General features: G+C 62.8%; 26 protein-coding genes and 1 pseudogene. 16 read left to right on the top strand and 11 right to left on the bottom strand.

Going from position 1 to position 24,874, the window contains the following annotated elements; genetic code table 11:
• The first annotated feature begins 14 nt into the window (after positions 1–14).
• The 3 genes from ATN38_RS12680 to ATN38_RS12670 all read left to right on the top strand — a co-directional run bounded on the left by ATN38_RS12680 (position 15) and on the right by ATN38_RS12670 (position 6,045).
• The gene (locus tag ATN38_RS12680) at positions 15–1,586 is read left to right on the top strand and encodes an alpha/beta hydrolase (protein WP_007735453.1); all 1,572 of its coding nucleotides are present in this window, start codon (positions 15–17) and stop codon (positions 1,584–1,586) included.
• A 107-nt stretch (positions 1,587–1,693) separates the two neighbouring features.
• Positions 1,694–3,034, top strand: coding sequence for a glutamine synthetase family protein (locus tag ATN38_RS12675; RefSeq protein WP_003941637.1), 1,341 nt, complete (start codon positions 1,694–1,696; stop codon positions 3,032–3,034).
• Positions 3,031–6,045, top strand: a complete 3,015-nt coding sequence (locus ATN38_RS12670; protein ID WP_030537556.1) for a bifunctional [glutamine synthetase] adenylyltransferase/[glutamine synthetase]-adenylyl-L-tyrosine phosphorylase — start codon at positions 3,031–3,033, stop codon at positions 6,043–6,045. The genes ATN38_RS12675 and ATN38_RS12670 overlap by 4 nt, the downstream gene beginning before the upstream one ends.
• 9 nt (positions 6,046–6,054) lie before the next feature.
• Here ATN38_RS12670 and ATN38_RS12665 read toward each other — a convergent pair whose 3' ends face one another.
• Complete coding sequence (locus ATN38_RS12665; protein ID WP_064113251.1) at positions 6,055–6,915, bottom strand: spermidine synthase; 861 nt, start codon at positions 6,913–6,915, stop codon at positions 6,055–6,057.
• 166 nt (positions 6,916–7,081) lie between these two features.
• Here ATN38_RS12665 and ATN38_RS12660 point away from each other — a divergent pair, with 166 nt between their 5' ends.
• From ATN38_RS12660 to ATN38_RS12645, 4 genes are all read left to right on the top strand, one after another.
• On the top strand, positions 7,082–8,209 hold the full coding sequence (locus ATN38_RS12660) for an NDMA-dependent alcohol dehydrogenase (protein ID WP_003941634.1): 1,128 nt from the start codon (positions 7,082–7,084) through the stop codon (positions 8,207–8,209).
• Between the two features lie 188 nt (positions 8,210–8,397).
• The gene (locus ATN38_RS12655) at positions 8,398–9,219 is read left to right on the top strand and encodes an alpha/beta fold hydrolase (RefSeq protein ID WP_003941629.1); all 822 of its coding nucleotides are present in this window, start codon (positions 8,398–8,400) and stop codon (positions 9,217–9,219) included.
• 59 nt (positions 9,220–9,278) lie between these two features.
• Positions 9,279–10,310, top strand: a complete 1,032-nt coding sequence (locus tag ATN38_RS12650) for a cupin domain-containing protein (RefSeq protein WP_218748071.1) — start codon at positions 9,279–9,281, stop codon at positions 10,308–10,310.
• 18 nt (positions 10,311–10,328) lie between these two features.
• Positions 10,329–10,850: a hypothetical protein gene (locus ATN38_RS12645; protein ID WP_218748069.1), complete on the top strand. Its 522-nt coding sequence runs from the start codon at positions 10,329–10,331 to the stop codon at positions 10,848–10,850.
• A 48-nt stretch (positions 10,851–10,898) separates the two neighbouring features.
• On the opposite strand, the gene ATN38_RS12640 is transcribed toward ATN38_RS12645, so the two are convergent.
• On the bottom strand, positions 10,899–11,585 hold the full coding sequence (locus ATN38_RS12640) for a GntR family transcriptional regulator (protein WP_003941581.1): 687 nt from the start codon (positions 11,583–11,585) through the stop codon (positions 10,899–10,901).
• 128 nt (positions 11,586–11,713) lie between these two features.
• On the opposite strand from ATN38_RS12640, the gene ATN38_RS12635 reads away from it, so the two are divergent.
• Genes ATN38_RS12635 through ATN38_RS12625 form a run of 3 tightly spaced genes read left to right on the top strand, consistent with a single transcriptional unit; the run spans position 11,714 to position 14,632 of the window.
• Entirely contained in the window at positions 11,714–12,634 is a 921-nt protein-coding gene (locus ATN38_RS12635) for a rhodanese-like domain-containing protein (RefSeq protein WP_218748068.1), read from the top strand.
• Between the two features lie 43 nt (positions 12,635–12,677).
• The gene (gene thiM / locus ATN38_RS12630) at positions 12,678–13,523 is read left to right on the top strand and encodes a hydroxyethylthiazole kinase (RefSeq protein WP_218748067.1); all 846 of its coding nucleotides are present in this window, start codon (positions 12,678–12,680) and stop codon (positions 13,521–13,523) included.
• Positions 13,523–14,632, top strand: a complete 1,110-nt coding sequence (locus ATN38_RS12625; RefSeq protein ID WP_218748066.1) for an LLM class flavin-dependent oxidoreductase — start codon at positions 13,523–13,525, stop codon at positions 14,630–14,632. Before thiM ends, ATN38_RS12625 begins: the two co-directional genes overlap by 1 nt.
• Here the strand turns inward: ATN38_RS12625 and ATN38_RS12620 are convergent.
• Positions 14,625–14,975, bottom strand: a complete 351-nt coding sequence (locus tag ATN38_RS12620; protein WP_218748065.1) for an inorganic pyrophosphatase — start codon at positions 14,973–14,975, stop codon at positions 14,625–14,627. The two genes, ATN38_RS12625 and ATN38_RS12620, sit on opposite strands and share 8 nt — an antisense overlap.
• A 2-nt stretch (positions 14,976–14,977) precedes the next feature.
• Positions 14,978–15,757, bottom strand: a complete 780-nt coding sequence (locus tag ATN38_RS12615) for an AraC family transcriptional regulator (RefSeq protein ID WP_256931774.1) — start codon at positions 15,755–15,757, stop codon at positions 14,978–14,980.
• A 55-nt stretch (positions 15,758–15,812) separates the two neighbouring features.
• Here ATN38_RS12615 and ATN38_RS12610 point away from each other — a divergent pair, with 55 nt between their 5' ends.
• Entirely contained in the window at positions 15,813–16,205 is a 393-nt protein-coding gene (locus tag ATN38_RS12610) for a VOC family protein (RefSeq protein WP_218748063.1), read from the top strand.
• A 72-nt stretch (positions 16,206–16,277) separates the two neighbouring features.
• Here the strand turns inward: ATN38_RS12610 and ATN38_RS12605 are convergent, their stop codons facing one another.
• From ATN38_RS12605 to ATN38_RS12585, 5 genes are all read right to left on the bottom strand, one after another.
• Positions 16,278–17,321, bottom strand: coding sequence for an alpha/beta hydrolase family protein (locus ATN38_RS12605; RefSeq protein ID WP_178377298.1), 1,044 nt, complete (start codon positions 17,319–17,321; stop codon positions 16,278–16,280).
• Positions 17,322–17,472: 151 nt separating this feature from the next.
• Entirely contained in the window at positions 17,473–17,811 is a 339-nt protein-coding gene (locus ATN38_RS12600; protein WP_007735437.1) for a DUF3349 domain-containing protein, read from the bottom strand.
• Between the two features lie 11 nt (positions 17,812–17,822).
• The gene (locus tag ATN38_RS12595; RefSeq protein WP_003941653.1) at positions 17,823–18,149 is read right to left on the bottom strand and encodes a DUF3349 domain-containing protein; all 327 of its coding nucleotides are present in this window, start codon (positions 18,147–18,149) and stop codon (positions 17,823–17,825) included.
• Between the two features lie 34 nt (positions 18,150–18,183).
• Complete coding sequence (locus tag ATN38_RS12590) at positions 18,184–18,465, bottom strand: hypothetical protein (protein WP_003941641.1); 282 nt, start codon at positions 18,463–18,465, stop codon at positions 18,184–18,186.
• A gap of 14 nt (positions 18,466–18,479) precedes the next feature.
• Positions 18,480–19,667, bottom strand: coding sequence for an inorganic phosphate transporter (locus tag ATN38_RS12585; RefSeq protein ID WP_003941590.1), 1,188 nt, complete (start codon positions 19,665–19,667; stop codon positions 18,480–18,482).
• Positions 19,668–19,854: 187 nt separating this feature from the next.
• On the opposite strand from ATN38_RS12585, the gene ATN38_RS12580 reads away from it, so the two are divergent.
• From ATN38_RS12580 to ATN38_RS12560, 5 genes are all read left to right on the top strand, one after another.
• Entirely contained in the window at positions 19,855–20,250 is a 396-nt protein-coding gene (locus ATN38_RS12580) for a PPOX class F420-dependent oxidoreductase (protein WP_037129725.1), read from the top strand.
• 96 nt (positions 20,251–20,346) lie between these two features.
• On the top strand, positions 20,347–20,805 hold the full coding sequence (locus ATN38_RS12575; protein ID WP_054832002.1) for a DUF5994 family protein: 459 nt from the start codon (positions 20,347–20,349) through the stop codon (positions 20,803–20,805).
• A 156-nt stretch (positions 20,806–20,961) separates the two neighbouring features.
• Complete coding sequence (locus ATN38_RS12570; protein WP_218748062.1) at positions 20,962–21,213, top strand: hypothetical protein; 252 nt, start codon at positions 20,962–20,964, stop codon at positions 21,211–21,213.
• 339 nt (positions 21,214–21,552) lie between these two features.
• Positions 21,553–22,608 (top strand): hypothetical protein, encoded by a 1,056-nt coding sequence (locus ATN38_RS12565; protein ID WP_218748127.1) that lies wholly within the window; start codon positions 21,553–21,555, stop codon positions 22,606–22,608.
• 264 nt (positions 22,609–22,872) lie between these two features.
• Positions 22,873–24,099 carry an MFS transporter gene (locus tag ATN38_RS12560; RefSeq protein WP_218748061.1) on the top strand — a complete coding sequence of 409 codons (1,227 nt, stop codon included), beginning with the start codon at positions 22,873–22,875 and terminating at the stop codon, positions 24,097–24,099.
• A gap of 62 nt (positions 24,100–24,161) precedes the next feature.
• Here the strand turns inward: ATN38_RS12560 and ATN38_RS33390 are convergent.
• Positions 24,162–24,509 (bottom strand): annotated as a pseudogene (locus tag ATN38_RS33390) (transposase); the annotation flags it as partial.
• Complete coding sequence (locus ATN38_RS12555) at positions 24,427–24,795, bottom strand: transposase (RefSeq protein WP_218748060.1); 369 nt, start codon at positions 24,793–24,795, stop codon at positions 24,427–24,429. The gene ATN38_RS12555 and the pseudogene ATN38_RS33390, both read right to left, overlap by 83 nt.
• Between the last annotated feature and the right edge of the window lie 79 nt (positions 24,796–24,874).

Raw genomic sequence — 24,874 nt, 5'->3', positions numbered from 1 at the left:
GCACCATCGATGGCATGTCGAAGTTCGTTCGCCTCTCCGGTGCCCTCGCCGGAAGCGCAGCAGTGCTCGTGTTGGTTGTCGGTTGCACCAGTTCGGAAGGCACGCCCGAATCAGTGGAACCTGCTGGTTCTGCCGCGTCCGCGGTGCCGTCCGGCCTCGAGAAATTCTACGAGCAGACGCTCGACTGGGGTTCGTGCGACCAATTTGTCGAAGAAGGAACTGCGCCGCTGGGGCGTGGGATCGACTGCGCCGAGGTGAGCGTTCCCGTCGACTACGCGAATCCGAACGGCGACACCGCGAAGGTGGTGATCTCGCGTTCGAAGGCTACCGGCGACCGCATCGGCTCACTGTTGCTGAACCCCGGCGGGCCGGGTGGGTCCGGGCTGTCGATGGCGACCTCGGGTTCGGGCACCGAATTGCAGGAACGTTTCGACATGATCGGCTTCGATCCGCGGGGGATCGGGGCGTCGACCCCGCAGGTTCGGTGTTTGACGCCGGAGGAGACCGACGCGGAGCGTGCGGAGGTCAACGTCGACATGACGCCGGAGGGCATCGCTCTCGCCGAGGCGGACAGCAAGGACTACGCCGCCAAGTGCGCTGAGCGGACCGGTACGGAGTTCCTCGCTCATGTCGGTACCTACGAGGTGGTGCGAGATATGGACGTCATTCGGGGCGTTCTCGGCGATCCGAAGATGAACTACCTCGGGTTCTCGTACGGGACCCGGCTCGGATCCACGTACGCGGAAACCTTTCCGCAGAACGTCCGAGCGATGGTCCTCGACGGCGCGCTCGACCCCGAGCAGGATCCGGTCGACGAAGTGGTCTTGCAGGGGCAGGGCTTCCAAGGCGCGTTCGACGCCTTTGTCGCCGACTGTGTCTCGCGAACGGATTGCCCGCTGGGTGATGATCCGGCGCAGGCGCAGGCACGCTTTCAGGCACTCGTCGATCCTTTGATCGAGAAGCCGGCACAGACCACCGATCCGCGAGGGCTGAGTTATTCCGACGCGATCACCGGCGTCCAGCAGGCTCTGTATTCGCCGCAGTTGTGGACGCCGCTGCGTGGGGGTCTGTCGAGTCTGGCCGACGGACGCGGCGATTCGCTGCTCAATCTCGCCGACATGTACGAAGGCCGTGAGGATGACGGCAGCTACTCCAACATCAACGACGCGTTCAACGCCATTCGCTGCGTGGACGATCCGGCAACCACCGACCGCGCCGAGGCCGGCGAATCCGACACTCGGTACCGCGAGGCGGCGCCGTTCCTCGACGACGGCCGCGGGACGGGTCAAGCGCCGCTCGACCTGTGCGCGTTCTGGCCCGTTCCGGCTACCGGCAGCCCTCACGCGCTCGACCCCCAGGCGCTCGCTGACGCCGGTCTGCCGCAGCTGGTCGTCGTGTCCACGACGCAGGATCCGGCGACCCCGTATCAGGCCGGAGTGGATCTCGCGAAGCAGTTGGGCGCTGCTCTGATCACGTTCGACGGAACCCAACACACGGTGGTTCTGGACGGAAACTCCTGCGTCGACGATGCCGTCGTCGACTACTTCGTTTACTTGAAGGCTCCGGAAGAGGGTCTGACATGTTAACCGGCGCGACGCCGTACGCTGCGCCTATTCGATGGTGACCAATCACTCTGTTAACCGGGACCACTGATGTAACACAGATTTAACGTGGCTTGCTTAGTCTCGCGTGCATGGATCGCCAAAAAGAATTCGTGCTTCGTACCCTGGAAGAGCGCGACATTCGGTTTGTCCGCTTGTGGTTCACCGATGTTCTCGGGTACCTCAAATCGGTGGCGATCGCCCCCGCCGAACTCGAAGGCGCCTTCGAGGAGGGAATCGGATTCGACGGTTCCGCCATCGAGGGATTCTCTCGAGTCTCCGAAGCCGACACCGTCGCTCGGCCCGACGCCTCGACATTCCAGATCCTGCCGTGGGCGCACAAGGACGGTGCGCAGCATTCCGCTCGCATGTTCTGCGACATCACGATGCCCGATGGTTCGCCGTCGTGGGCCGATCCGCGCCACGTACTGCGTCGCCAGCTGAGCAAGGCCAGCGACTTGGGCTTCAGCTGCTACGTCCACCCGGAAATCGAGTTCTTCCTTCTGGAGAACGGCCCGATCGACGGCACTCCACCGATCCCGGCCGACTCGGGCGGATACTTCGACCAGGCCGTGCACGATTCGGCTCCGAATTTCCGCCGCCACGCCATCGACGCACTCGAGTCGATGGGCATCTCGGTCGAGTTCAGCCACCACGAGGCCGCGCCGGGTCAGCAGGAGATCGATCTGCGCTACGCCGACGCACTCTCGATGGCCGACAACGTGATGACGTTCCGGTACGTCGTCAAGGAGGTCGCGATCGGTGAAGGCGTCCGGGCGAGCTTCATGCCCAAGCCGTTCAGCGATCAGGCCGGCTCCGCGATGCACACCCACATGAGCCTGTTCGAGGGCGACACCAACGCCTTCCACAATCCGGACGATCCGATGCAGCTCTCCGAGACCGGCAAGGCGTTCATCGCCGGCATCCTCGAGCACGCCAACGAGATCAGTGCGGTCACGAACCAGTGGGTCAACTCGTACAAGCGACTCGTCCACGGGGGAGAGGCACCCACTGCTGCGTCGTGGGGCCCGTCCAACCGATCGGCTCTCATTCGCGTCCCGATGTACACGCCCAACAAGGCGTCCTCGCGCCGCGTCGAGATCCGTAGCCCAGACTCGGCTTGCAACCCGTACCTGACTTTCGCGGTCCTGCTTGCTGCCGGTCTTCGCGGCATCGAGAAGGGCTACACCTTGCCGCCCGAGGCAGAAGACGACGTGTGGTCGTTGACCTCCGCCGAGCGCCGCGCCATGGGTTACAAGGAACTGCCGAGCAACTTGGACAGCGCTCTGCGCGAGATGGAGAAGTCGGAGCTCGTGGCCGAAGCACTCGGCGAGCACGTCTTCGATTTCTTCCTGCGCAACAAGCGTCGTGAGTGGGAGGAATACCGCAGCCACGTGACGCCGTTCGAGCTCAAGACCTACCTCGGTCTGTGACGGTGAAACCGCCCGCTGCGAGATCAGCAGTTCCAGGACCGGGTCGACTCGGGCTGGTCGAGCCCACCGCTGCCGACGAGTTGCGTCAGCTCGGTTGGGTCGACGCCGAGAGCATCGAACTCTTGTGGTCGCTGTCGCGTGCCGCGAACGCCGACCTCGCTCTGCGCACCCTTGTGCGGATCAAGGACGGGCTCGGCGACGGGTGGCGCGAACTCGATCAGGTCCTGCGCAAGGACAAGAGCCTGCGCGGCCGTTTGTTCGCACTGGTGGGTGCGTCGTCGGCCTTCGGCGACCACCTGGCCGCGGATCCGATCGGCTGGAAACTGCTCGACGGCACCGCTCTGCCGACCAAGGACGAGGCGACTGCAGCCTTGCTGGAGGTCGTGGGTGCAACTGTCGACGAGGGTGCCACCGAAGGTTCCCTGACCTACCGCGCCACGGTGACCGGGCCGGAAGCTGTTGTTGCTCTGCGTAAGAGCTACAAGGACCAGCTGATGCTGCTGGCTGCGGCTGATCTTGCGGCGACCGTCGAGAACGAACCCGTAGTTCCGTATCAGACTGTGGGGCACCAGCTTTCCGATCTGGCCGACGCCGCGCTGACCGCTGCACTTGCGGTGGCCATCGCAACGGTGTGTCCCGAGGGCAGCTGTCCGATCCGGCTCGCCGTGATCGCCATGGGCAAATGTGGTGCGCGCGAGCTGAACTATGTCTCCGACGTCGACGTGGTGTTCGTCGCCGAACCGGCCGATGCGACGGCCAGTCGCGTTGCCGGTGAGATGATGCGTATCGGTACCTCCGCATTCTTCGAGGTCGATGCTGCGCTGCGGCCCGAAGGCAAGCGCGGAGAACTGGTTCGCTCCCTCGAATCCCACATCACGTACTACAAGCGCTGGGCCAAGACCTGGGAGTTCCAGGCACTGCTCAAGGCTCGTCCGATGACCGGCGACATGGAGCTCGGTCGCCAGTACTCCGAGGCGATGAGCCCGATGGTGTGGATCGCCTCCGAGCGCGAGGACTTCGTCCCCGAAGTCCAGGCCATGCGTCGACGCGTCGAGGAAATGGTTCCCCCCGAACTGCGTGAGCGTGAACTCAAACTCGGCCGCGGAAGTTTGCGCGACGTCGAATTCGCCGTCCAACTCCTGCAATTGGTGCACGGGCGCGCCGACAGTTCGTTGCATGTCCAGAGCACCGTCGATGCACTGACTGCATTGGCGGCGGGTGGATACGTCGGCCGCGACGACGCCGCCAACCTGACTGCGTCGTACGAATTCCTGCGTCTGCTCGAGCACCGTCTGCAGTTACAGAAGCTCAAGCGCACACACACCCTGCCGCCGCCGGACGACGAGGAAGCGCTGCGTTGGCTGGCCCGCGCCGCGCACATGCGACCCGACGGTCGTCTGGATTCCCTGGGAGTCCTGCGCGCCGAGATCAAGCGGAATTCGCATCGGATTCGCCGCCTGCACGCCAAGTTGTTCTACCGCCCGCTTCTCGAATCGGTGGCGCGGATGGACAAGGAAGCACTGGTCCTGGGGCCAGAAGCCGCGGTTCGCCAGTTGGCCGCTCTCGGTTACACGGCACCCGAGCATGCTCTCGGGCATCTGACTGCACTGACGAGTGGCGCTTCACGCAAGGGTCGCATTCAAGCGCTCCTGTTGCCGACTCTGCTCGAATCACTCGCGGACACACCGGATCCCGATGCCGGTCTGCTCGCTTACCGCAGGCTCTCGGACGCGCTCGTCGACCAGACGTGGTTCCTGCGCCTGCTCCGCGACGAGGCTGCGGTGGCCGAGCGTCTGATGACCGTGCTGGGCTCGTCGGCGTACCTACCCGACCTGCTCATCAAGGCTCCCGACGTGATTCGCTTGTTCGCGGATTCGCCGAGTGGACCGCGCCTGGTCGAGCCGAAGCCCGAGGACGTCGCTCGCGGAATCCTCACCGCCTCCGGCCGACACAGTGATCCCAATCGTGCTGTTGCTGCGGCCCGCTCGCTGCGGCGACACGAACTTGCGCGAATCGCGTCGGCCGACATCCTCGGCATGCTCGATGTTCCTGCAGTCTGCAAGGCGCTGTCCTCGGTGTGGGCCGCGGTGCTCAATGCATCGCTCTCCGCGGTGATCAAGGCCAGCGTCACCGAACTCGGGACCGAGGCGCCGGCCAGTTTCTCCGTCATCGGCATGGGTCGACTCGGCGGCGGCGAACTGGGCTATGGATCCGATGCGGACGTGCTGTTCGTGTGCGAACCCCGCGAGGGCGTCGACGAGACCGTTGCGGTCAAGTGGGCCAACAGCATTGCCGACAAGGTCCGCAAGCTCCTCGGGGCACCGAGTACCGATCCGCCGCTCGAAGTCGACACCGGATTGCGTCCGGAAGGCCGTAACGGTCCGATGGTGCGCACTCTCGAGTCCTACGACGCGTACTACGCGAAGTGGGCTCAGGCGTGGGAGATTCAAGCGCTGCTTCGTGCGCACCCGGTTGCCGGTGATCCTGAACTGGGACTGCGGTTCCTGCACATGATCGACAAGACCCGCTACCCCGAGGGCGGCGTCAGTGATGCGGCGGTGCGCGAGATCCGGCGCATCAAGGCGCGAGTCGATTCCGAAAGGCTCCCGCGCGGAGCCGATCCGGCGACGCACACGAAACTGGGTCGCGGAGGCTTGGCCGACATCGAGTGGACTGTGCAACTGCTGCAGCTACGCCATGCCGACAAGATCGAGTCGCTGCACAACACATCGACCCTCGAGACTCTCGACGCCATCGGCGCCGCGGAACTGCTCAGCGAAGGTGACGTCGAACTGCTGCGTGACGCCTGGATCACCGCGACGAAGGCACGCAACTGCCTCGTTCTGGTGCGAGGCAAGCCGACCGATCAGCTTCCCGGCCCGGGCCGTGTTCTCGCGGCGGTGGCGCAGGTCGCTGGATACGGCGACGACGCAGGGGAGTTCCTCGACAACTACCTGCGCATCACGCGTCGGGCAAAAGCAGTGGTGGAGAGGGTCTTCGGCGGGGAGTAGCGTTTTTGCTCAGTCTTGGCGAACCGGCGCATTCGCGGCGAACTTGCGGACTTCGGCGTCCTGCCACACGTGGGCGGGAACTCCTCCGCCGAGTAGCTCGCGCGCGAGCGCGGGTTGCCCGCCGATCGGTACGTCGCTGCCCGCGATGATCATGTTGCCGTAGCGACGGCCCTTGAGCATCGCGGGATCGGCGATGATCGCCATGTGTTCGAACTGCGCACCGATGGTTGCGGCTTCACTGCGCGCGCCCTGAAGATCCGGGGTGTCGCCGCAGTTGACGATGTAGATACCGCCCGGTGCGAGCACGCGTCGTACGTGGGTGGTGAATTGCGCCGTCGTCAATGGTGTCGGAGTTGTGCTGCCGGCGAAGACATCTCGAATCACGATGTCCCGGGTGGACTCGGTGAGAGTTTCGGTGACGGCGCGGGCTTCTCCGACGCGGATGCGCAGAAGAGGCGCACGCGGGAGGTCGAACCAATCGCGTACGAGTTCCGCCAGAGCACCGTCGATTTCGACCACCACTTGACGCGCGTCGGGGTACGTGGCGGCGAAGTATCTGGCCATGGAGCAGGCGCCACCGCCGAGATGAAGCACCCGCAGGCGCTCGGCCTTGTCACGTTCGGAATCGACCAGATGCGCGATCCACCGCATGTACTCGAAATCGAGCACCGTGGGATCCGCGACGTTCACGTGGGAACTGGGCACTCCGTTGATCTGGATGATCCAACTGTCATCGGAGTACTGATCGCGGACTAGTTCGCACGTCCCGGTATCGATCGGAAAAGTGCCGGCGATGGGACCGGACTCGCCTCGCTCGGGAGTACTGCTGCGAGTTCTGGTCTTGCGAGTTCCCTTGGCCACTGTGTCCATGTTAGCCGTGCGCCTTTTTGGTAGTGCCCACTACCAAAAAGGCACACGGACCGACGGTATTCTCGGGCTACTTCAGGCACACTCGTACATGGAGTGTGATCGGCGACACAAATGCCGGCGCGTTCTTTCGTCGTCCGTGCATCACGAAGAATTTCGAGGAGTGCAGGTGAAGGTCAAGGCAGCGGTAGTCAAGGCGCCAGGTCAGGCGTGGGAGATCGAAGAGGTCGAGCTGGGGGACCCGGTCTCGGGTGAGGTGCAGGTCCGACTCGCCGCATCGGGGCTGTGCCATTCGGACGAACATTTGCGTACGGGCGCCAGCCCGCTGCCCTTCTACCCGGCCCTGGGCGGGCACGAAGGCGCCGGAGTGGTGACGAAGGTCGGCCCGGGTGTCGCGAGCGTCGAAGAAGGCGACCACGTGGTTCTCGCCTTCATCCCGGCGTGCGGACGTTGTCCGTCCTGTGCGAAGGGTCTGCAGAACATCTGCGACGAAGGAGCCGGCCTGTTGACCGGGCAGGCGATCTCCGACAAGACGTACCGCGTCACCCTCGACGACGAGCCGGTCATCCAGATGTGCCTGCTCGGAACATTTTCGCCGTACGTGACCGTCAACGAGGCGTCGGTGATCAAGATCGAGAAGGACATCCCGCTCGACAAGGCGGCCTTGCTCGGCTGCGGTGTTGCCACCGGTTGGGGATCGGCCACCGCGATCGGTGGAGCCAAGGTCGGCGACACGGTGGTGGTCGTCGGCGTCGGCGGCGTCGGAATCAACTCGGTGCAGGGTGCGGCGTCCGCCGGAGCACGATTTGTGATCGCGATCGATCCCGTCGAGTTCAAGCGCGACAAGGCAAAGGAATTCGGCGCCACACACACTTTTGCCTCCCTCGAGGAAGCGCTACCGGTGATCGGCGAGATCACCTGGGGCAAGATGGCCGACGTCACCGTGATCACCGTGGGCGAGATTCACGGCGACATCATTCAGCCCGCGCTCAGCGCGACGGGCAAGGGTGGACAGGTCGTGGTCGTCGGAATGGGGCATTACGCAGATTCGCAGGTGACGCTCAGCCTCTTCGAGCTGACCCTTCTGCAGAAGCGTTTGCAGGGAGCCATCTTCGGCGGGGTAGGGCCACGGTCCCAGATTCCCAAGTTGCTCGATCACTACCGAAGCGGCGCGCTCAAACTCGACGAGTTGGTGACCAAGACTTACAAGCTCGAGGAGATCAACGAGGGGTACGCCGACATGCTCGAAGGAAAGAATCTGCGGGGGATGATCGTCTACACGGAGGACGATTACTGATCGTTTCCCTTTGACTGAAGGCTCCGGCCCGGCACCACGCTTCGTGGTGTCGGGCCGGAGTCTTCTGCCCCCACGCACATTTCTGTCGATCGATGAGTCGACTGCCCCCGTAGTGGGCACTCGCAGAGTGAGGAAACCGGGCACCGTGTCCGGATCTCAGTCCACGACTCGACAGAGAAGAGCAGAGCATGCCCTACATCACCACCTCCGACGGAACCGAGATCTACTACACCGAGCACGGCGTCGGCCGGCCGATCGTCCTCAGCCACGGGTGGCCGCTGAGTTCTGACGCGTGGCAGGTCGAGATGAAGTTGTTCGCCGACGCCGGATACCGGACCATCGCGCACGATCGTCGAGGACACGGTCGCTCGTCGAAGACGTACACCGGCAACGACATGGATACATATGCCAAGGACCTGGCTGAGCTGATCGACACACTCGACCTGAAAGACCTGGTCCTGGTTGGCCATTCGACCGGCGGCGGGGAAGTGGTCCGGTACGCGGCGCAGCACGGCAAAGGGCGCGTGGCCAAGGTGATCACCGCCGGCGCCGTACCGCCGATCATGGTCAAGTCGGACGGCAACCCCGAAGGCACACCGATCGAGGTCTTCGACGGCATCCGTGAGGGAGTTCTGCGAGACCGATCGCAGTTCTACAAGGATCTCAGCGAGAGCTTTTACGGCGCGAACCGCGAAGGTGCCGACGTCTCGCAAGGGGCGAAGGACGACTTCTGGCGGCAAGGTATGTTGGTCAATCTCGCCGCGGCCTACGACTGCGTCAAGGCATTCTCGGAGACGGACCAGACCTCCGATCTCGAAGCCATCGACGTTCCGTTCCTCATCGCTCAGGGCGACGACGATCAGATCGTGCCGATCGGCGCAGCGGCCGAGAAGGCGATCAAGCTGGTGAAGAAGGGCACGCTGAAGGTGTATCCGGGCGCACCTCACGGCATCTACGGCTCATATCAGAAGACACTGGACCAGGACATTCTCGCGTTCATCGAGGACTGACGTCAGCGAGGCGGAAGGACCGGAGTCGAAAGGACCAGAGTGGGAAGGATAAAACTGCCATGTCTACACACGTTGCCTCACTATGCAATGGCCCCAGTGTCTTCGAGAACGAACTCGGGTCGATCTCGCAACTCGACACGAGTTCGTTGCCGATCCTGTCCGGTCTGTCGATCAAACGAATTGTTCTCGGTCCCGGCGCGATCCGTGAACCACAATGGAACGTCAACGCGAACCAGATCGCCTACGTCACCAGCGGAACCGTGCTCGTCTCGATGCTGGGCAATGCTGACGAGTTCGCCAGCTTCGTGGTGCGAGCGGGGCAGATGTATCACGTCGAATCCGGCGCGATTTATCACATCGAGAATGTCGGAGAGGAGGAGGCGGAGATCATCGCTGCCCTGCGTACTTCACTCCCGCAGCACTTTTCGTTGCAGAGTAGCGTCAGCGCAATGTCGAACGCGGTGCTCGGCAACACGTACGATCTCGCCGCATCGGCCTTCGACGTCTTCGGTAGAGCCGATGCGTCCCAGATAGTTCGGCGGGACGGCGCCGCCGTCGTTCCCGATACCGCCGGCCTTCCCAACGCGCATCTCTTCGATCTCGAAGGCCAGATCGCGCCTCTCGCATATCCGTACGGACAGGCGAAAGTGGCGCGCAAGCAGTATTGGGCGGCGCTGGAGGATCTTTCGATGTACTCGTTGACTATTCGCGAGAGTGGGATGCGTGAGCCACACTGGCATCCCGTCACTGCCGAAATGGGATACGTGCATCGTGGTCACGGGCGGATGACGGTCCTCGATCCGGACGGTTCGCTCGACACCTACCTACTGGAGCCTGGTCAGGTGTATTTCGTTCCGCGTGCCTATCCCCATCACATCGAGGTTCTAGGTGACGAGGACATCAACTTCCTCATCTTCTTCGACCAGCCGACGCCGGGCGACATAGGCTACCGTGCAACGGCTTCCGCGTTCTCACGCGGCGTTCTCTCGGCCTCGTTCGGTGTTCCGGTACGGGATCTGCCGCACTTTCCTTTCACCCCGATCGATCCGCTCATCGTCTCGCGGATCAATCCGATCGACCGCCAGCACTGACCGGCAAGGACGCCCATCATGACCACCGCGCTCACCGTGACCGATCACGGGACGACGCTCGACTTCACGTACGAGGACGCCATCCGCTATCACGGTCCGCAGGCCCCGGGCGGCGTGGCCCATGCCTACAAGGTTCTCGAGCGTGCTCTCGGTGTGTTCGGCGCGGAGGGCTCCGTCGAGCGTCGTGCCCTGGTCGTGGCCACCGCACACGGCGGACCAGGAGTGCGCGATGCGTTCGAGTTGGTCACGCGCGCAGTGACCGAGGGGCGGTACACCGTTGACAGTTCCCTGGCCCGGCCAGAACGAGGAAATACGCTCGCACTGTATGTCTTTCAGGTCGGCTATCGCGGCGCGAGCGCCACGCTGACTGTTCGGGAGGGATTTGTCGTCGACGAGTTGATCACTCTCTCCCGCAAGACTGACCGGACAGTCGAAGACGAGTCACGGCTGACAGTGCTCAAACAGGAGATGGCGGATCGAGTGATGTCGAGCCCGGCCGAGAGCGTGTACGACGTCGAGATCGGCACGCTCCCCGCCTGACTGACGGCGGCGTAGGCGTCAGTGTGCAGAACTCGGGGCTGTCTGAAGTCAGCGGCTGGCGAACATCCTTATTCGTTGGTCGCGGCTGCGCTCGAGATGGTTGCGCATGTGACCACGTGCGGACGATTCGTCCCGGGCGCGGATGGCGTTCAGGATCTCTTGATGCTCCGAATTGAGCAGGTCAGGTTCGCCGTAGTTCGACGGCGGGCCGCTGTCGTAGATTCGCAGTTGGGTGGTGAGGCGGATCAGCAATGAGGTGATCGTGGAATTGTGGGCGGCCTGCCAGAGGGCCTCGTGAAACTTGAAGTTTCCGGCACGAACCTCGGTGCCTTCTGTTGCAGTGCAGCAGAACTCGTGCAATCCGTCCAGGCGGGCAAGGTCGAGATCGCTGTGGCGGAGTGCGGCGGCGCCGGCGGCTTCCGATTCGAGGGCAACCCGCGCTGCGTAGATTTCGATGACGTCTTCGGGAGTGCCGGAGCGGACACGAAAACCGCGGGCGGCTCGTTCGAGTAGACCGTCGTGCGCGAGCCAGTTGAGTGCCTCGCGGATCGGGGTACGCGATGCGCCGTACGATTCGCACAATTGAGTCTCGTGCAGCGGAGAGCCCTGGGGGAACTTGCCGGCCAGGATGTCGGCTCGCAGGCGTAGGTACTGCCGCGAGGTCTGATCGGACCGGCCCAGCGCAGCCTCTGGCACCAGCAGATCGGTGGTGCTCGTATCGGCGTCGAGATCCATGTGTCCTCATTCCTGTGCATGCAAGCAGAGCGCGTTCGATTATGCCATCGGCGACGAGTGAGTACTTGCGTATACGCTAGTACTCATTTAGGTTCGTGCTTGTTCGTTTCCGAGGGAGAGGGTCCGAAGTGGTTGGAGAGACCGCGTCGCCGCTGGTGAGTGCTGCTGAACTCGACGCGATGCTGCGCGAGGGAGGCGTCGCTGTGCTCGACGCGACGGTTCATTTTCCTCCCGCGCGATTTGACGGCGACTATCGCCCGGAGTCCGGGTACGACGGCTGGGTTTCCTCGCACATCCCGGGTTCCCGACACGTCGACCTCATGGACGTCTTTTCCGAAAGGGAAGCGGCGCTGCATTTCACACGCCCGTCAACGGAGCAGTTGATTTCCGATCTCCAATCCAGTGGTATCGAACCGGGTGCGACAATCGTGATCTACGACCAGGGTTCGACCACCTGGGCATCACGGCTCTGGTGGGTGTTTCGCAACGCCGGCATCGAAGCAAGAGTCCTCGACGGTGGCCTCGCCGAATGGACTCGATGCGGCTTCGCCCTCGTGAGCGGCGACGACGTCACCTACACGTCGGCTTCGAAGCGTTGGAGAGTGACGGACCTTGGCCTGTGGGTCGATCTACCTCGCGTTGCCTCACTGTCCTCAGGAGAAGAAGCCGGAACGCTGGTGTGCGCGCTGGCGCCTGAGCAGTACGAGGGAACGGAGAAGACGCGATATTCGCGACGCGGACATATTCCGTCAAGTGTGAATCTGTCTGCGAAGGGTCTTCTCGACGCCGATGCCCGGATGCTTCCGGCGGACGATGTTCGGTCGAAATCTGCTGACGTTCTACCAGCCGTCGCTGAACCTGTCGTGATCTATTGCGGCGGTGGAGTTTCGGCGTGCCTGACAGCACTCGCACTGATCCGCGGCGGCTATGAGGACGTCAAGGTCTATGACGGTTCGTTGGAGGAATGGACTGCAGATCCGACTTTGCCGATCGTTGTCGGCGGTGAGCCCGGCGGCGCGCTTGCGGATGTTCGATGTCCGCGGTCCTGAATCGCCGCAGTCCTCAATTACCTCCCGTCCTGAAGGAATTCTCATGTCTGACACTGTCTCTGTCGAAACCGTCGCGTCGGCGATCGACTTACTCCGCGATCAGGTACCGCTCGTCCAGTCGCTGACCAACATCGTTTCTGCGAACTTCTTGACCAATGTTCTGCTCGCCGCCGGCGCAAGCAACGCTCACATCGACAACGTCCACGAAGCGGGTGGGTTCGCTGCCATCGCCGGGGGAGTGCTCGTCAACCTCGGAACGCCGGACGACGGGACTGCCGAAGCCTTCCTGATAGCAGCAGAAGCGGCCCGAACTGCCGGTACGCCATGGGTTTTGGATCCCGTCGGTGTCGGCGGACTACCCTGGCGGAGCGGTATCGCTGTGGACTTGTTGCGTTTTCACCCCAGCGCAATCCGGGGGAACGCGTCGGAGATCATCGCTCTGGCCGGACTCGGCGGTGACACCCGCGGCGTCGACAGTGCCTCCGATTCCGCCGACGCGGTGCCCGCCGCTCTGTCACTCTTGAAGCATGCGGATGCCGTGTCGGCATCCGGACCGGTCGACTACATCGTCGGCCGCGATGCGGGCGGTGACACCCGGGGCATCCGAGTCTCCGGTGGCAGCGCGCTGTTGCCGCGCGTGACCAGTACCGGTTGCTCTCTGGGCGGTCTTGTCGCCGCCTACCTCGCCGTCACGTCGACCGCGCTGGACGGATTGGTTGCCGCGCACACGCATGTTGCCGTGGCATCGGAGATCGCCGAGGAAAATGCCTCGGGCCCCGGTTCTTTCGCGGTCGCATACCTCGACGCGCTCTACAGCGTGAATGCGGACACCATCCGTTCGCGTGCCCGAATCGAATCGTTCGACCTGCCGGCTGGAGTGCAGAACTGATGGGCATCAAGACATTCTGGTATCTCACCCAGGCAGACGGGGACTACCCGTGGAGCCCCGGTGGGCTGTTCCCCGTGGACGGGGCCAGGCAGATCGAGCTCGCGAAGACCATCGACGACGGCGGATTCGAAGGTGCGCTTGTTGCCACCTGGCCGAACGATCCGTTCATCTCGGCGACGTGGGCGGCAGCGCACACCACGCGCATGAAGTTCCTCGTCGCCGTCTACGCGAACATGACGCCGGCGCGACTGCTGGCGGAGAAGGCATTGACTTTCGACGCCTTCAGCGGCGGCCGACTGTTGATCAACTCGGTCAACGGACGCGAGAACATCCTGACCAAGTACGACATGAACGTGCCCCACGACGAGCGTTACGAGTTGGGGGAGCAGTACTGGGCGGACTTCCGCCGCATCTACGCCGAAGGCACGGAGTCGAACTTTCCCAACACACCACTGCGTATCGATGCGCCCGCTGGGCATCAGGTTCCGCTGTGGGGTACCGGTGATTCGCCTGCAGGCCTGGCGAATTCAGGCAAGGTGCTCGACACCTATCTGGCGATGTTGCGCGAGACTTCGTTCATCGAAGACAAATTCTCTGCCGCACGGGCGGCGGCGGAGGCAGCCGGGCGCGAGTTCACCGACTTCGGTGCGCTCACCGGTGTGATCGTTCGCCCCACCAAGGCGCAGGCGCAGGACCGGTTCCGTTCGTTGTTCGAGAAGACGGGCGTCGAGCAGATCGCTCATGTCTTGGACAACGCAGTGCGTCGTCGTACTCAGGGGAAGCAAGACCTCAAGACTTTCACCGCTCGCGACGCACAGCGGCAGGGCTGGGCGGACAAGATTGCTTCCGGCCGACTTCCGGAACCGGAGGAGTTGTACGTCGGTGACGGGCTGTACGCGGGTATCACGGCGTGGTCACCCCTCGACATCTTCGGCACCGGGTCATCGGCGGTGTACTACGTCGGCGATCCGGATTCGGTCACGGACTCGGTACGCACGCTTCGCAGCCGAACCGGTTTGACTGCACTGATCCTGGCAGGTTGGCCTCTGATCGAGGAAGCGAAGTGGGTTGCGGAGCATCTTGTTCCGCGATTCGACGAACTCAGCTGACGGCGCGCCGCAAGACAGTGGCACCGAGACCTAGAACGTCGCGGAGAAATATTGTGGCAGTGTCGATTTCAGGCGCAGTACATTCGAGAAGGATCTTGACTTCCACGTCCTTCTTGACGATGTCGGCAATAACGGCCGCGGCGACAACACCGTTGCCGACGGCCGAGCCTCGGAACAGATCGATTCCGCCGCCGTCCGCGCTGACCGTGTCGTCGAGATAGCCGTAGTCGAGCGGATAGATCGCATCGGGGTACCGCGGGTGTGCCGACCCTCGGGGGCGATCGATCACGACAGCTGACGTGGCAGCCAGGTGATCGAGGGCGGCGAACAGTTCTTCGCTCATCGTCACCGGTGCTCGCGCAGTAGCTGAGTCGGTGTCAGACCTGCCAGTGCACGCGTATCGCGCGCGAGGTGAGCTTGGTCGGCGTAGCCGGCGCGACCGGCCAGTGACGACAACGACAGATCTGCGCCGCGGCTGAGAGCTAGTACATTCTGCATGCGTTGTACCTTCTGAATCAGCTTGGGGGACAGCCCGACCGACGACGTGATCGAGCGTCGAAAATGACGTTCGGAAACTCCGAGGTCTGCAGCAATCTCTCGTATCGGCGTCGAAGGGGAGGAGATGAGCGCGGAGTAACCACGCTCGATTCCGTGGTCGGGTTCCAGTCCGCGCCACAACTGGCCCAGTAGGTGAGCGTCGACTGCCTCGTGGCGCAGGGCGTCGGCAAGTACCCGCGCTTGTCTGGAAGTGAGAATGTCGTCGAAGGCGATCTTCGAATCCTGCACCGCGTCGGCAGCTGTGCCGAGCAGGCTCCGCAGAGCCGGTGGATTGATCCGGATGCCCCACATGGTTGTACCGGCGGCGACCGAAACCAGATCGGCACCGGTGGCAGGTCCGACGAGCCACGACTTTCCGGTGCTGTCGACGATGAAGTCGGCGCAGAGATCGGGAAGAATTCGCTTTGCTTCCGTGGGCGTATGGGCTTCGCTGATGCTTTTCCACGTGCAACTGAACAGGCCGGCCGAACCGGTGATCCGAGTCTCGACATAGGTGTGGCCGTTTTGTTCAAGACTCGACGCTACCGTCCGACTACCGTCAAGAGCGAGGGTGTCAGTGCCGGTCATCAGATCATCGTCACACACTCGCCGATCACTTCTCGACCCGAACAGGAGAAATACCGTGTCCGTCTCTCCGAGACTCGATCTCGTCGGAATCGTCACCAACGATCTCGCGCGTTCCCTCGCGTTCTACCGAACCCTCGGGCTCGACATTCCGGAAACACCCGCTGACGCTCCACACGTGGAGTTCATTTTCGACAGTGGGCTTCGGCTGGCCTGGGACGCGCTGTCCACCATCGCGAGCTTCGATCCGGACTTCGCTGTCGGGGAAGGTCGACACCCCGTCGCTTTGGCCTTCGATTTCGGGACACCCGCTGCAGTCGACGAGGCTTATCAGCGCATCACAGCCGACTTCCCCGGACATAAAGAGCCATTTGATGCCGTGTGGGGCCAGCGCTACGCCGTTCTTCTCGATCCCGACGGCAATACCGTGGATCTCTTTGCCGCGCTCTGATGTCGAACGACGCAGGCCCCGAACGAAATTCGGTCGGGGCCTGCGATCGTCGGTGATCGAGTCGTTGTCAGTTCACCAAGCGTCGAGGGTGTCGAGGATCTGGCCTCGCGCCTTCCACAGTTCCGCGCCCCAATACGGCCACGAGTGAGTGCCGTTGGCCGGGAAGCTGTACGTTGCCGGAATCCCCAGGGAGTTCATGCGCAGCTGGAATGCCCGTGAGTTCATCAGGGCCAGGGCTTCGAGGCCGATGGCGCTACCGGTATTCACGAAGTCGACGGGACGACGCGGTTGATCGAACTGCCCGGGTAGGCCGCTCGCAGCGGATATGTACAGCGAGAGCCCAGCCAGTTCGGGTGCAAACACGAAGGGATCGTTGCGGAGCCAAGCGGGGTTCCACGGCGGTCCCCACATTGCATCGACATTGAAGGACCCGGCGCTGACCATGGCCACCCGGATCGCCTCACGCATGCCTGGAGCTGAGATGTTGAGGTATCCCGAGAGCGAACCGGCGAACTTGAACTGATCGCGGTGGTAGGCGGCTAGCGTCAGTGCCGCGCTGCCACCCATGGACAGTCCGAGCACGCCGTTGTTGGTTCGGGAGACGCCGCGCGATTCCAGATAGGCGGGAAGTTCCTGGGTGAGGAAGGTTTCCCATTTGTACGTGACCGGCTGGCGATTCAAATTGCTGTTCGCATACCAGTCCGAGTAAAAGCTGGACTGCCCGCCGACCGGCATGACCAGCGTGACGTTGTCGCCACGATACTGCTCGAGAGCGTTGGTCTCGAAACTCCATGCGTTTCGGTCGTCGCGTGCTCGTAGGCCATCGAGAAGATAGAGCGCCGCGTTGCCGCCGCGCGAAGCCCACTGGATCTGAACCTTGATCGGTCCCATCGACGAGTCTACGAACACTTCCTCGTAGCCACCGGCCGGGGCGGTACGCGCGGGCGCTGCGGTCGCTACCGATCCGCTGATCAGGCCTGCGGTCAGGGGGAGTGCGAGTGCTGTCGCGGCGAGGCCCAGGATCCGACGCTTGATTCGTTTCGAAATACGGTTTCTCGAAAGATCCGGGTTCGAAATATCTGGGTTCTTCGCCAAATCTGTGTGAGCCTCGTGCATGTATCACTCCCGCCCCAAAGGTGCTTGCACACCGAAATCCGACCGAGCCCCCCGAGGCGCGGAATTCCTTATGACACTAAGTGGTCTGTATTGACCGCGACGGCACCGTTACCGGTTCGTTATCAAACTGGTCCGATTTACCGTAATGCCGTCAGGCGTCGTCGACCGGAGGTTGTGCCACGATTTGCCAACCTCCACGAATCAGGTGTTCACGTACCCGAGCGACGTCCGATTCGTGCGGAATATCGTCGGTGACCTTGGTGATGAGGACGCCGATGTCGATCGGATCGACCGAACCGGGAAAGTCGATCGGATCGACCGGAAGCGGAAAGCCGGCGACGAGATCGTCAGCAAGAACGGCGATCTCGTCGTCGGACAGTTGTCGCCGGAGCAGGGCCATCAAAGGGACGTAGTCCTGCTCCGGCACACCGTTCGGATACCCGGCACGCAGCCAGCCGAGTATCGAAGCCAGAAGTGGTGGAAGACTCAACGAATCGAGCTTCAGTGGTTGTCGAGATCAGCGAGGGGCCACCCGGCGGCAGCAAGGACGGAGGCAACGCGCGCGATGTCCTCGTCCGAGGGAGTCTGGCTCGTCAGATCGGCGATCTGAGCGCTGATCTCGTCGCTCGAGATCACCTGGTCGCTGTTGACGTCGCTCAGTTCTGCGAGTGCAGCGCCGATGGCAATGTCTCGAATTTGCGCGTCCGAGAGTTTGCGTCGTAGCAATGCGACAAGCGGAATGCGGTCCTTGGGCGGTATGCCTTCGGGGTAGCCGGCGCGAAGCCAGTCAAGAATGGATTGAGGAAGGGATGGAGTCGGTGCAGTCACGGTGATGTCTTTCCGCTCGTGAGGGCGCACGGGATCAGAAGATCTCGATGCCGAATGTGTGGCTGAGGAAGCCCTGCATGATGAAGAGGATTCCGGTGACGATCGCGATGAGCACGACCGCGAAGCACACCACTGCGCCTGCCACGGCCAACGGACTGCGAGCCGCGACGGCGGTGCTCCCGCCGCCACTGCCACGTTGTCCGGCGTCGAGCGACTTCAGGCCGATTGCGAAGATCGCCGGTAGTCCGGCGCCCAGCAGGAGGCCGACCAGTACGACCTGCCAGAGCGAGTCGACGGTGTTTTTCAAGATATCCATGTCGATTCCCTCTTTCAGGCTTTGACGTCGGTGGTGACGCGGGCGTCCGGACCGGGGACCTCTGCGGGTACCAGGCCGCCGTCCCACTCGGCGTTGACGTTGCTCGGATCGATGGGCTCCTTGCGGGAGCGCAGGTACATCCAACCGGCCAGGGCGATGAGCACGGCGAAGACGACCAGGACACCGGGCAGGCCGCCGACGATGTTGGCCAGTCCCCAGCACAGAGCGCCGACGATCGCAGCGGACGGGAGAGTGATCAACCAGGCGACCGCCATACGTCCGGCTACACCCCAACGAACTTCGGCGCCCTTGCGTCCCAGACCGGTTCCCATGATGGAACCCGTCGCCACATGGGTGGTGGAGAGCGGAAGGCCGAGGTGGCTGGAAGTGAGAATGATTGCAGCAGAGGATGCTTCGGCTGCCATGCCTTGTGGTGCGGCAATCTCGACAAGTCCCTTGCCGAGTGTCCGGATAACTCGCCAACCGCCGAGGTAGGTTCCGGCAGCGATCGCGAGCGCGCAGGTGAGCTTGACCCAGAACGGCATGTCCGCGTCGGCGGAGATGGTTCCGTGGGCTACTAGGGCGAGGAAGATGACGCCCATGGTCTTCTGTGCGTCGTTGGTGCCGTGGGCAAGGGAAACGAGTGAAGCCGAACCGATCTGGCCGAGTCGGAAACCTTTGTCCTTGGTTTCTTCTCCGACGTTGGAGGTGATGCGGTAGATGAGCCAGGTGCCGGCCGCGGCAACCAAGCCGGCCACGACGGGCGCGAGAACTGCGGGGATGACAACCTTGCTGAGGACCCCGCTCCAGGCGACACCGCTCATTCCGAGGGACGCGATTGCGGCGCCGATCAGTCCGCCGAACAGCGCGTGTGAGGAACTCGAGGGGATGCCGAGCAACCACGTTGCCAGGTTCCAGATGATGCCGCCGACAAGGCCGGCGAAGACGATGGTGAGCAGCGCTTGGCCACCCACATTTCCGAGGTTCACCACACCCTTGGCCACGGTGGCAGCAACCTCTACCGAGAGGAAAGCTCCGACCAGGTTCAAGGAAGCAGACAGAGCGACTGCCACCTTGGGCTTGAGGGCGCCGGTTGCAATCGACGTGGCCATAGCGTTGCCAGTGTCATGAAAACCGTTGGTGAAGTCGAACCCCAGAGCGGTTACGACGACGACGAGGAGAACGATGAGTTCCGCATTCACGAGAAGTCATGTTCCAACACCGGCGGGCCACAAATCGACCTGAGACGGGGTCGTTCCGCGACATTTCCACCACTCGGCACCTGTTGTTCACCTTCGTCCGGATAATTGCCCGTTTTGAAACGCCTGAGGCAGAGAAAATTCATTCGCGTGCATGGTCGTGGAGGTTGTGGAGGCATACGCTCGTCTCATGTCCCTGGGCGAAGAGAAGACGATCTCGGTCACCACATTCCGTAAGAGCGGTGACGGCGTAGCCACGCCGACGTGGGTCGTGCCTCTGCCTGACGGACGTATCGGCTTCTGGACTTCCTCGAAATCGGGTAAGGCCAAGCGGCTGCGGAACAACCCACGCGTCAGCGTGGTGCCGTGCAACAACCGCGGAAAGGTTGCCGACGGTGCGTCGCCGGTCACCGGGACCGCTCAGTTGGTGAGCGGTGGAGCAGAATTCGACGAGATCCGCAGCAAAGTCAAAGCGAAATACGGTGTGATGGTGCCTATTTCGAAATTCTTCAACACCCTCGGTCACATCGGTAATGGTCCGTTCCCGTACGGCGACACCGGCGTGATCATTTCCGTCGACGCGTAGTCGGGATTGCGTAGCGGAGTAGTCTGAAGGTATGGAACCCACGACCGGGCACCTCTGCCTGACGGTTCCACGAATCCTCCGTCAAGGAGCCTCGTCATGGCGCACATCAGCACTCTCGACTACGCAATGGAAGCGCCGCAGCGCCATGTCGGGCAACCTTTCCCGTCGCCGACGCGGACTCCGCGATTCCTGCTTCGTGGGCAAGGTGCCGTCAAGGCATCGGTTGACGGCGCGTGGTTCCCGTGGACCACGAACGTCACGGCGGAGCTTCACGATCTGATATCCGCACTTTCGCTGAGGTTGGGGCCGATCGCGCGGGTTGCGTTCGACTGGAACACGATCAGCAGCGCGCAGCGTCGTATCGACGAGGTCGATGGACTGGAAGTGCGGGGTCCGTACCCTGGCCAGCCCCACGATTTGATGTATCTCGACGACATCTATGGTCGTCAACTCGTTTTGATGATGATTCCGCCGTACACGGATCCGGACCGCGCGTACGAGGTCATGCGGCGGTTGGTGGATCCTGTCCGCAGCGAAATCTATCGGGTGCAGTGAGATCTTTCTGACGTCCGGGGGTCGAATCTCTCGATTCCTGAACATGTGTCCAGTTTGTCTGGTTTGATGGTTCTCGTAACCACGATCTCAGGCGCATTCCTTCAGGTCAGCGCTTGGGCGCGGCAGCTTGACTCCCTGCCGTGTCGTCGGTCCGGCATGTCCACCACCCTCCCACTGTGCGTGAGCGCCGGATCGAATGAAGCCCCGCCCTCCCCACGGGGGTGGGGCTTCTACTTTGTTCCGGTGCAGGGGTCCGCGCCCGAGCCCAACGTGATGATCCGTCTGCCGTTCGCTCTGACGTATTTTCAGCCGTCACAGATCGGACCTGACGATGACCTGATCGACCTGGGTGCCGTGCGGCAAGCGGTGTTGGACACAGCCCGATCGTTGCACCGGGAGCGGCCATAGAAGGGGGTGAATCGGTCTTCCGTCGAGTACCCCGTCAGCAGGGTGTCGGGATCAGTTGGCTCGTCGGGATCGACAGGGAGACGACCACTTTCGTGTCTGCTGTCACGGGTATCGGCAACGAGGTGATCGTTCACGAACTACCAGAAGATGGCAGCGCCACCTTCGTGTTCGACGAGTGATGCCCGATCCGCTGGGGCCGCCGGGGTGTGTGGCCCAAGCGCACAACACCGATAGGTCGTCACACTGGTACACACAGTCATGACGGAAAACGAGGAGCCTGAGGCAGTGAGCACAACGAGTACAGCGGATACGTTGTTGTCGGGGCCACGCGGACGGCGGATGCTGCTTGACTACGTGATGGATGCCGAACGGATCCGGCGACCCGAGCCACATGACGACTCGTTTGGTTCCGCGGTTTTTCTGGCCTCCTATCACCTCGACCCCGACCGAGACTCGAGCGTATTGTTCGGCCCCGGCGCAGACGAAGCGCGGCAGACCGTCGTCACTGCCGACGATGTAGCGCACCGCCTGTCCGAAGTACCGCTTCCCGAGGTGACCGAGGTTGCACTCCGTTCTGCCCTCGCCGCAGCGACGGACACAGCACGCTACTGGCAGGACCCCGACGGTGAAGACATCCTCGTCACAACCGAGCCGGTACGGCATGAGCTTCGACGAGTCGCCGAGCACATCGCACGATCCCAACACTCGCAGTGGTGGACGACCGCGCTCGCCGAGACCGACCAATGGGTGATAGTGAGCCGGGACGACGACAGCCCCGATACCTTTGAGTCGACGGCCGCAGAACTCCTGAGCGACTGGCATGAGCACACTCTCGCAGCGGAAGCGCGAGCCGCTGATCGTCCGACCGATCCGAAGGCGAACTGGTCCGGTTACTGGTGGTCGAATCCGTCTGTTCGGTGTTCGACACGGGCACTGTTCGACGGGACCCCGGCAGAATTGTGGTTCGTCGAAGACAGCATGGGTTGGAAACGCATCGCCGTGCGACAAGTCGACGCACCCGCCGGCGCTCGCATATACGAGATCGACGGCGCGCAGGCGTGGGCGGAACTCTGCAGACGGTTCCCCCTCGAGGTCACCGCGGATAAACGACACGACTGGTACCGGACCACCGGACGATCAGGGCGCTGGGTCATCCCCAACTGGCAGCTCGTCGCTGAGAGCTACACGGGCGTGCATCTCACCGTTATGGGATACCTGGCCGCGGCGGGAACCGCGATCGGAGTCGACGACGAGACGGCGAGCGTCATCGCCGGGTGGGCGCCCGACGCAACATGCTGGCTCACTGACCCCGACCGCATCGGCGACGAATCCCGTACCTGGGTGCTCGACGACAGCCGCGAACACCCCGACTGGGTCGAAGAAACGCAACAATGAGTGACAGCCAATCGTGTTCGCTGTGCAATGTCCACTCGGTGAGCATCGCGGAGTGCAAGTCGAGACGGGTAACCCCACCTACGCGGACGAGGTGAGGGGCTGTGTCCGCTCTAGTCCTTGGTCACGGTTGAGTGCTTCTATCAATTTGGCAATGCCAACAGCCGCCTCGTCCTCAGCACCGATATCGGGCGTGCTCGGTTACAGTGCCGTGCATGAGCGGGACAGACTGGTGCAGTCGGCTGTGTGGCGTCGTGGATGTCAGCGATGAGTGACGATTCGCCGGCAGGTCACCGTTCATCATTTCGACGCTTTCTCACGGCCGCGGTGATCAGTTCGGCCGGCTCGTCGGTGACAGCTGTGGCGATGCCCATTTTGGTAGTGCAGCTTTTGGACGCGACGCCGTTCGAAGTGGGTGTGGTGAACGCGGCTCAGTTGATCCCGTATGCGGTGCTCGGGTTGGTCGCGGGGGTCTACGTCGATCGGTGGCGGCGCAAGCCAATTCTCGTGTGGGCCAGCGTCGGTCGGGCAGTTGTGCTCGGTGCCGTCCCGCTTCTGTGGCTCGCCGGGCTTCTGCACGTCTGGGTTCTGGTCATCGTGTTGCTGTTGTTCGGCTCCTTCTCGGTGTTCGGCTTCGCTGCGATGCAGTCCTTGTTGCCCCGGCTGGTTCCACGCAGTCAACTGGTGAAAGCAAACGCTCGACTCGACCAAGCCGACGCAGCGGCAACGACATTGGGGCCAACGGTCGGAGGCACACTCATAGGCCTGCTCGGCGCTCCCGTGGTGATTGCCGTCGACGCAATCAGCTATTTCGCTGATGCCGCACTCAATTTCGGGCTCGACGTCGACGAGCCTCGATCCGTTACTCGCTCCCGAAACCTGATGAACGAAGTGCGTGAGGGTCTGAGATTCACGTATCGCCACCGCACTCTCAACCCGCTCGCGATATCGACACACGTGTGGTTCCTTGCCAACGGAGCTGCGTTGACTGTGCTGTCGCTGTTCGCTCTCCGCTCGCTCGGGTTCAGCGCCTACACATACGGTTTGCTGCTGACGACGTTCGGTGTCGCAAGCCTCCTCGGCACATCTTGCGCTCACGCGCTCGGCACGCGCATCGGATCAGGACGAGCAGTCATCCTCGCCCGCACGGTATACCCCGTCACCTGGCTTCTCGTGGCCTTCGCGACGGACACAGGTGTCGGCCATGTACTGCTCTTCGCAGCACTGGGCCTGCAAGGGTTGGCAGCGGGCGCGGAGAACGCGAACGAGATGGGCTATTGGCAAACACTCACCCCCGATGAGCTTCTCGGGCGTGTGAATGCCGCCCGACGCTCCGTCAACCGCACCATGGCTGCGCTCGGCGCAGTGATAGCAGGTCTGCTGGTCGGCGCGATCGGTGAACGCCTAACCCTGCTCGGCGTCGTTGTTGTGTTCGCTATCGCTGCAGCCACATTGGGGTTCTCTCCGATACGACATCCGGCGCGCGAACTCTGACCTCGAGACGCGCACCAGCCACGCCTGCCCTCAGCTCGTTTTCGGTCGTAGTCGGCACGGGAGATCGAATCCTTGAGAGCAGCGAACGCTGAAAGATACTTGGCGCGTTTGAGTCTGGCGTTGCCGCTGTGTTGTCGGTGCTCACCTTTGACGGACGTTCCGGAGCGATGTGTGCGAGGTGCGACCCCGGCGTAAACGGCGAGCGCCCCTGCGTCGCGGAACGACCGATGTCGGTGATCTCGATGAGCATCGTCACACCGGTCCGTATGCCCACGCCCGGTAGCGACGTCAAGATCGGACCAGCCGGGTATTCGGCCAGGGTTGCTCTCAGCGCGCGGCCAGGTCGCGGCGGCGAACCCGGCCGGTCCACCGAACTTCGCGAGCAATCCTGGTCCGACCGGGCGGTGCATCTGCGCGCCGATCGCGCGTCCGTGGCGGATTCACCGACAACAGCATCGACCGCAGGCGGTTGATCAACCGGTTTTCGTCGACCGCCAGATCGGCGTCGAATTCGGACAGAACGCGTAGACCCTCGACAAGGTCGCAGGCCTTTCCGATCGGCAACAGCGTATCGGGGAGTGTGCGGGCGGCATCGACGATGATGAAAGCATCTTTCGCGTCGGTCTTTCCGTTGCCGGGTACAGGTCCGCGAAACGCTGTATCCGCAGCCCTGGCAGGTAGGTCGACTACCCGCACTTCGCTACCGGCCTCGGCACAGAAAACTACTGGATCCGGTAGCCGTGCCCGGAGCAGAACTGCGCAGTGGAGAGAGATG

The organism is Rhodococcus sp. FH8 (assembly GCF_019266085.1).
GTDB lineage: Bacteria > Actinomycetota > Actinomycetes > Mycobacteriales > Mycobacteriaceae > Rhodococcus_F > Rhodococcus_F qingshengii.
This window is presented reverse-complemented; position numbering and strand designations above follow the sequence as displayed.

Excerpts from the sequence above, each read along its gene's own strand:
- ATN38_RS12590 (WP_003941641.1), bottom strand. The coding sequence starts at position 18,465 with ATGGATATCTTGAAAAACACCGTCGACTCGCTCTGGCAGGTCGTACTG.
- ATN38_RS12665 (WP_064113251.1), bottom strand. The coding sequence starts at position 6,915 with ATGGACACAGTGGCCAAGGGAACTCGCAAGACCAGAACTCGCAGCAGT.
- ATN38_RS12615 (WP_256931774.1), bottom strand. The coding sequence starts at position 15,757 with ATGACCGGCACTGACACCCTCGCTCTTGACGGTAGTCGGACGGTAGCG.
- ATN38_RS12575 (WP_054832002.1), top strand. The coding sequence starts at position 20,347 with ATGGCGCACATCAGCACTCTCGACTACGCAATGGAAGCGCCGCAGCGC.
- ATN38_RS12640 (WP_003941581.1), bottom strand. The coding sequence starts at position 11,585 with ATGGATCTCGACGCCGATACGAGCACCACCGATCTGCTGGTGCCAGAG.
- ATN38_RS12680 (WP_007735453.1), top strand. The coding sequence starts at position 15 with ATGTCGAAGTTCGTTCGCCTCTCCGGTGCCCTCGCCGGAAGCGCAGCA.
- ATN38_RS12605 (WP_178377298.1), bottom strand. The coding sequence starts at position 17,321 with ATGCACGAGGCTCACACAGATTTGGCGAAGAACCCAGATATTTCGAAC.
- ATN38_RS12620 (WP_218748065.1), bottom strand. The coding sequence starts at position 14,975 with ATGAGCGAAGAACTGTTCGCCGCCCTCGATCACCTGGCTGCCACGTCA.
- ATN38_RS12560 (WP_218748061.1), top strand. The coding sequence starts at position 22,873 with ATGAGTGACGATTCGCCGGCAGGTCACCGTTCATCATTTCGACGCTTT.
- ATN38_RS12580 (WP_037129725.1), top strand. The coding sequence starts at position 19,855 with ATGTCCCTGGGCGAAGAGAAGACGATCTCGGTCACCACATTCCGTAAG.
- ATN38_RS12565 (WP_218748127.1), top strand. The coding sequence starts at position 21,553 with ATGCTGCTTGACTACGTGATGGATGCCGAACGGATCCGGCGACCCGAG.
- thiM (WP_218748067.1), top strand. The coding sequence starts at position 12,678 with ATGTCTGACACTGTCTCTGTCGAAACCGTCGCGTCGGCGATCGACTTA.
- ATN38_RS12570 (WP_218748062.1), top strand. The coding sequence starts at position 20,962 with ATGTCCACCACCCTCCCACTGTGCGTGAGCGCCGGATCGAATGAAGCC.
- ATN38_RS12650 (WP_218748071.1), top strand. The coding sequence starts at position 9,279 with ATGTCTACACACGTTGCCTCACTATGCAATGGCCCCAGTGTCTTCGAG.
- ATN38_RS12625 (WP_218748066.1), top strand. The coding sequence starts at position 13,523 with ATGGGCATCAAGACATTCTGGTATCTCACCCAGGCAGACGGGGACTAC.
- ATN38_RS12645 (WP_218748069.1), top strand. The coding sequence starts at position 10,329 with ATGACCACCGCGCTCACCGTGACCGATCACGGGACGACGCTCGACTTC.
- ATN38_RS12655 (WP_003941629.1), top strand. The coding sequence starts at position 8,398 with ATGCCCTACATCACCACCTCCGACGGAACCGAGATCTACTACACCGAG.
- ATN38_RS12675 (WP_003941637.1), top strand. The coding sequence starts at position 1,694 with ATGGATCGCCAAAAAGAATTCGTGCTTCGTACCCTGGAAGAGCGCGAC.